Genomic DNA, 6,008 nt, shown 5'->3' with positions numbered 1-6,008 from the left:
CCGATTCATCCTAATGCTGCTGGTATTGATATTGGTTCTCAACATCATTGTGTGTAGCTATATCCGTCAACATGATTGCTTTGGGCGGGTTTTATTGTCGTTTACGTTCTAGCTTTGGCGCTCCCAAAGCTATTAGGGACTTGCAAGAAAATAAAATACCAGTTAAACAGGCACAATAGTAATATCCCATTTGGGTAATGTTTCAGAACGCTGCCATAGAGTTTGGTACTGTTCTAACTCTTGTGATAAAACTTTGATTCCTTTTTCATAGGTGGTTTCAACTCGGTGAACAATGGGTGTAATCCCTTTCCAACTCGAATATGGCATCTGTTTGCGGAATTTTTTTCAATGGCTTGGTTTTTTGTGTTTTTTTAGGCGATATCCCAGGCGATTGAGAATCTCTCCCAAGGTTTGACGAGACGGCAATTTGCTATCTTCGTAGCCTTTTTGACTCACTAATGCCTCTCGTACCGCTCTAGCACTGATGCGGGCATATAGAAAGGTTGATTTAAATTTGGGGTCTGCCTGGGACTGAGCATCCACTAATGAACGAATATCTGCTTCTAAGTTCGGCAGAACCTCAACACTTTTATGTCGTCCTCTTGCCTGATAGTTATCAACACAGACTATCCCCGTTCGTCTTTCATGCAATCCGAGTTGCACACAGGAGCGATTCCATCCCAAAACTGTTTCTGCAATGCGCGCTGAACTATCGAAGTAATCTTCGGTAACTTTTGCCATGAAGCCTCGTTTCCGGTTGCCAGTTAGTTTCTGGGCTGCATCTTTAAAAGTAGATTTGATGTTGTCAGTGAGCATCAAAACAGGGATTCCTATTCTAGAGATTTAGTCTAAGTGCGGGTAGTTCCGCACTTCCTACCTTCTAGGATGACTGGTACTTTATTTCTCCGCAAGTCCCTTACTGCTACCGCTCATAAGATTGTACGGTTTTTCTACCAATTAACAATTGCTACAACTATAAATTAGGTTAGCGATCGCACGAAGTAATTTAGCTGGCTCCACTGGTTTGGTGATATGCTGCCCAAATCCGGCGGCAATTGCCTGTTGATAATCAACCTCACCAGCATAAGCTGTAAGAGCGATCGCGGGAATTTTCCCGCCAAGTTCTGGTGACATAGCTCTAATTTGACGAATCAGCATATAGCCGTCTACTTCTGGCATTCCAATGTCGCTTAACAGCAGATTTGGCTGGAACTGAGGCATAATTCGTAGTGCTTCCATCGCAGATGCAGCCTGGATTACTACCGCGCCAGATTGCTCCAAAATGAAAGCAATTAACTCTCGTGTATCCCGCTCATCATCCACAAGCAGAACTTTTAACCCCTTGAAATTGGGCAAATCATCGGTTTGAGAGGCAATATGATTGCTATTTAGATCGACCTCGATTAACGGTAACATGACTGTAAAGGTTGCTCCCTGTTCTTCACCCAAACTTTCTGCTTTAACTGTGCCGCCATGTAGCTCGACAATGTGACGAACAATCGCTAATCCTAAGCCCAGTCCGCCGAATTTCCTGGTGGTTGCGCCATCAGCTTGTCGAAAGTAGTCAAAGACGAATGGTAAAAAATCAGGACTAATTCCCTTACCTGTATCACTGACTCGCAACTTAACCTGAGAACCAACAGACTCTAAAGTGATTTCTATCTCTCCACCTTGGGGTGTAAACTTAATAGCATTGGAAACTAGATTCCAGATAACTTGCTGCAAGCGACTGGAATCACCTCTGACTAAAAATTTAGAATTTGAAGTTTGGCATTTTAAATTGTTAGGTTGCTTATTAAAATCGATAGATTCTAAATTTATTTGAGAATTGTCTAATCCAAAATCGTTCGATGGTTCCTGTGCCTTGTCGTTCGCGTAGTGTGCCAGAGGGAAAGACTGAGTGCCCGCGTCGAAGTCTAAAATCGTAAATCGTAAATCGATCGATTTGGCTTCAGCGGCTAGACGTACAGTTTCTATTGCTGCGGCGATCGCAGTTTCTAGGTTTACAGGAGCAATATTCAGACTCAGCTTACCTTGAAGAATGCGAGAGACATCCAGTAAATCTTCGATTAATTGGGTTTGCAGCTTGGCATTGCGCTCAATGGTTTCGAGAGCGCGAGTAGTGGTTGCTTCATCATACTTTTTCGTTTGTAGTAATTTCGACCATCCCAAAATCGGGTTTAGTGGAGTGCGAAGTTCGTGGGAAAGCACCGCCAAAAACTCATCTTTGATTCGATTAGCTTGGATTAATTCTTCTTTACGGCGCTGTAACGAAGCCATTAACTGAGAGCGTTCCAGAGCAACCGCCACCTGATCGGAAGTTGCTTGTAATAGAGCTATTTCCCCAGAAGTAAAATGGGTACGGGTGCGACTGGCAAAAGAGAGGACACCAAGCAGCTTTCCCTGAGCAATTAACGGTTGACCTGCATAGGCTGTAATTCCTAAAGCATGGAGGATGTTGGCATGGGGATGGGTAGAGTGCGGCACATTATTGACGACGATTTGACGGCGTTCTTGCACCACTAGTCCGCATATCCCTTCATCAAATTCCAGGTATTCAATTGCTTGAAATACTTCATCACTAATACCGTTCCAAGCTACTAACCGGAGTTTCTGCTTATTTTCGTGTGTATCGATTAAATAGTGAAAGTAACAATGCAAATCCATTTGCGCCGAGAGTTTGCTAAACAAGCTGTTCATTAGATCCAAAGGGCGCTCGGTTGAAAGCAAATCGCTGGTTGTTTCCGAAAGCAGTTTAAGTCTTTCACTGCGCTCTTGTAAGGCTTGTTCTGCAAGCTGACGTTCGCGAAGGGCACGTTCGCGTTCGGTAATGTCAATTGCAACCCCTCCTACTAAGCGTTGGCCAGAGGCATCGGCAATGGGAAACTTATAGACCAAAAATTCGCCAAGGGTGCCATCTGTGCGGGGGACAGACTCAATCGTTTGAATAACCTGATTAGTCTCGGCAACTATTCTAATGTTATCGAGGAGGGGTTGAGCAATTTGGACTGGGTATAGGTCAAAAATGTTTTTATTGATCGCCTTATTTGTTGGCACATTGAATGTGCTGAAATAAGTTGGACTGAGGTAAAGTACACGTCCGTCTGCATTTGTAATCCATGCGGCGGCGGGAATATTATCCATAAAAGCTTGAAATTGCTCTTGACTCTGACTCAGCGCTTTTTTAACTTGTTTAAGATCGCTAATATCCAGAATGAATGCGACTGATTTATGCCGAGATTCTCCTAAAAGGGAATAGCCAACTACAACTGGGACGCTGGAACCATCTTTGCGAATAAATTCCTTCTCATAAGGAGTACAGGTTCCCTTCGCTATTGCTTCGGCAATAGCCAGTTCATCTAAATATTGATACTCAGATGGTGTGATATCAGCCCAGCTTAATCTACCTGCTTGGATATCCTCTTGGGTATAGCCGACAATTCGCAAAAACTCGTCGTTGGCTTCAGTGATGCTACCATTCACATCACCAAAGAGAATGCCAACTATATTCGCTTTCACAAAACTTCTGAGCCGTTCCTCACTTGCTTGGACTGCCTTCTCTGCCTGTTTGCGTTTGCTGATATCTGTAGTGCTGCCAACTAAACGTAACGGGTTTCCATCTGCATCCCGTTGCACCACTATCCCTTGATCTAATACATAGATATACTGTTTGTTTTTGTTGCGAATTCGGTATTCGGCAGCATAGCGATCGCTATTTTTCAAAGCAAGTATCGCCTCTTGTACGCTTGGCAAATCTTCTGGATGAACAAGCTCACACCACCAATTACCAGTTGTTTCAGCTTCTGCGAGAGAATAGCCCAAAATTCGAGTTAACCCATCAGTTCTTTCAACGCTATCCTGTTCTATATTCCAGTCATAAATCAGACAGTTGACCGCAGATGCTGCTAACTCAAACCGTTCGTTTGCTAACCTCAGACGTTCCTCTTTCTGTCGCAAAGCTCGTTCTATTTGTTTGCGTAAGCGAAGCTCGTCGTAGACATCGCTGATGTCGCGGTAGAAAATGTCAAGACCATCTTCACTAGGGTAGGCGTGAATCTCCAGCCACAAGTCATATTTGGGTGGTAAGTAGTAGTGAAACTCGAAATGGACGGGAATTTGCTCTACCATCGCCCGTCGGTACTGACGCTCTACATTCGTACCTAATGATATAGGCCACTCCTCCCAGTGCGACTTACCAATGACCTCTGTGCGGGGTTTACCGTTAATTCGCTCTGCTTCGGCATTTTGGTAGATGATTCGCCAGTCCCGGTCTAGAGTAATAAATGCATCACTCATGTTTTCTAGAGTGCGTGTGTTCCGCTGATTGGCTTGCTGTAATGCCGCTTCTGCTTGTTTGCGTTCGCGTAGCGCAGCTTGCTGTTCGCTCAAATCAACAACAAAAGCAATGACCGTTTCTTGAGTGTCTCCCAGCATCACAGAACCGAGCAGAACGGGAATGCGATCGCCATCTTTACGAATGTATTCTTTTTCAAAAGGCTTACATACTCCCGTAGTTTTCACTTCTTCCACTGAACGTTCGCTCAAAAGAAGATACTCAGGCGGGGTAATCTGGCGCCAGTTGATTTGGTTAGCCGAGAAATCTTCTCGCGTATAGCCGATCATTTTCAGAAAAGCATCATTGGCTTCGATGATGAAGCCGTTGTTCATATCAGTTACAATTACCCCAATGATGTTGGATTCTGCCAGTCGGCTAAACCGCATTTCGCTATTTTGCAACAATTTGAGGCTTGTCTCTGCTTTGCATCTAGCAGTTCGCAACTCTGAAGAGAGCGCAGTAATTAAGAAGGATACTAGTGAGAATGTGGTTAATCGTACCAGAACTTTCAGGCTGAGGAAATCAAAGGAGTAGACTGGATCGATCAAAAAATAGAGCGCAGTTGTCACAGATAAAGCGATCGCTAGCACTCCCAGTCTCATACCGCCATACCAAGCGCTGACTGCCACAGCAGCATAAAATAATGTAAATACGCTCGGAGCGAAAACTGGCAGTAAGACTTTTGTCAACAGCAGTGCCATTATGACTGCCAGAATCATCACACTAAAAGCTATGAACCGAGAACGCATCATCAAAAATTTTTCAGGTACTTTCACCATCATCTTAAGAGTCCTCCCATTGCTCCGATTTTGGGAGATACTCATTCACTAATCTTTTGCCTGCTTCGCCCATCTTCTCTAACATTTCTTTAATCAGCTTGAGTGCCATCTGTGAAGGCACTGTAGATCCGTTCTCCCAACGATTGATTGTGCGTAGGGAAACTCCTAATTTAGCTGCAAACTTTTCTTGAGAGAGATCGAGTTGCTGCCGAAGTTCGCGGATTAAATCTGAAATTTTGAGTGGCTTTCCTAGTTCCATAGTAGGAAGAGTAGGACAGATGTCTCGCCATTCGTCTCCAGCTTGAGGAAGAATTCAAATAATCGTTAGTCGTTATCAATTTCATCTTTTGGCGAAACATCAATGTTCAGTTATCAGTCTTCACGGCTTACTGTTTGCTGTAGAAGCTATATATAAAATAAACATTAAGTTTTGCCTGTTATGGGATGGCACGATAGTATTATCTAAGGCATTTAACTAAATAATTACTAGCGATCGCACACAACCAAACAATTGGTAGTGCGTCAAACTTTCATGATTCATATCTAAATTAATTTGTTATATATAAAGTTAATTTTGAACTCGATCAAAGCTTTTTTATATCGCTAGTTTAGTAACTACAGCAGCTTGCAAATTCTCTACGTTCCCTGCGGGACGCTTACGCGAACGCGCAGTGTGTCGCAGACAGAGGCTACGCCAAGGTGAGGTACAGATAATTGTAGAGACACAACATATTTTACCCCTACCCTTGTACTGCATTTACCTGAAATACGCTGTCAATCTAGAATAAATTCCAAAATATGTAGTTAGTTTTACTTCTATAGTCAGATGCCAGTCACAAAACTAGAAAGTTACGATCCACTATTAATAAAACTTTTGCCTAATCCTAATCTTT

Annotated in this window: 4 protein-coding genes; all 4 read right to left on the bottom strand. The window is 43.3% G+C overall.

Annotated features, from left to right (window positions below):
- Positions 1–162 precede the first annotated feature (162 nt).
- Entirely contained in the window at positions 163–327 is a 165-nt protein-coding gene (locus tag ACM0OX_RS27660; protein WP_414518178.1) for a hypothetical protein, read from the bottom strand.
- Between the two features lie 18 nt (positions 328–345).
- Complete coding sequence (locus ACM0OX_RS27655) at positions 346–816, bottom strand: ISAzo13-like element transposase-related protein (RefSeq protein WP_414518177.1); 471 nt, start codon at positions 814–816, stop codon at positions 346–348.
- 141 nt (positions 817–957) lie between these two features.
- Complete coding sequence (locus tag ACM0OX_RS27650; RefSeq protein ID WP_414518175.1) at positions 958–5,118, bottom strand: PAS domain S-box protein; 4,161 nt, start codon at positions 5,116–5,118, stop codon at positions 958–960.
- Position 5,119: 1 nt separating this feature from the next.
- On the bottom strand, positions 5,120–5,374 hold the full coding sequence (locus ACM0OX_RS27645) for a helix-turn-helix domain-containing protein (RefSeq protein WP_414518173.1): 255 nt from the start codon (positions 5,372–5,374) through the stop codon (positions 5,120–5,122).
- Positions 5,375–6,008 lie beyond the last annotated feature (634 nt).

The organism is Nostoc sp. PCC 9305, from assembly GCF_963920915.1.
GTDB lineage: Bacteria > Cyanobacteriota > Cyanobacteriia > Cyanobacteriales > Nostocaceae > Nostoc.
Note: the sequence above shows the minus strand (reverse complement) of the source record. Positions and strands in the feature narration are given on the sequence as shown.